Annotated in this window: 1 protein-coding gene; it reads right to left on the reverse strand. The window is 59.2% G+C overall.

What is annotated here, in order from left to right; translation table 11 throughout:
- Positions 1 to 37: 37 nt before the first annotated feature.
- On the reverse strand, positions 38 to 426 hold a 389-nt coding region (locus tag I6F37_RS41310), incomplete at its 5' end, for an amidase domain-containing protein (protein WP_225154567.1).

Consider the following 426-nt stretch of genomic DNA (forward strand, 5'->3'; position numbering starts at 1 on the left):
CCATATGGAGTGCAGAGGGGGCCCCGCCCCGCACCAACTATACCCAATTGGAGATGCGGATTAAGTAAACACGAGCGCCGGGCTTGGCTTGGGTGATCCACTTATTATCGCTTTCGCTCCAAGCCCAGTAGCGATTTGATTGCGGCTTGGTGTGCTGGCTGACAAGCGGTCGTCCATCGGTTGAGAAGCCGGTCACGATGGCTAGGTGGTCCATCCTTCCATCTGCTCTCGTGGCCGCCGTTGGTCCGTCCCAGTCATAGCCGAGAACGTCACCGAGCTGGGCTCCGCCGGCTGATGCGTCGGACCACCGAACTTCCTTGATCGTGCCCTTGCCGCTATCGACCATGTAGTTCTTGAACTCATCTGCAAGAGTCGCGGTGCGTGTCGGCCCCGGGTACGGACCCCTTTTCCTGGCGACTTTAGATG

It is taken from the genome of Bradyrhizobium sp. NBAIM08, assembly GCF_020193935.1.
Taxonomy (GTDB): Bacteria; Pseudomonadota; Alphaproteobacteria; order Rhizobiales; family Xanthobacteraceae; genus Bradyrhizobium; species Bradyrhizobium yuanmingense.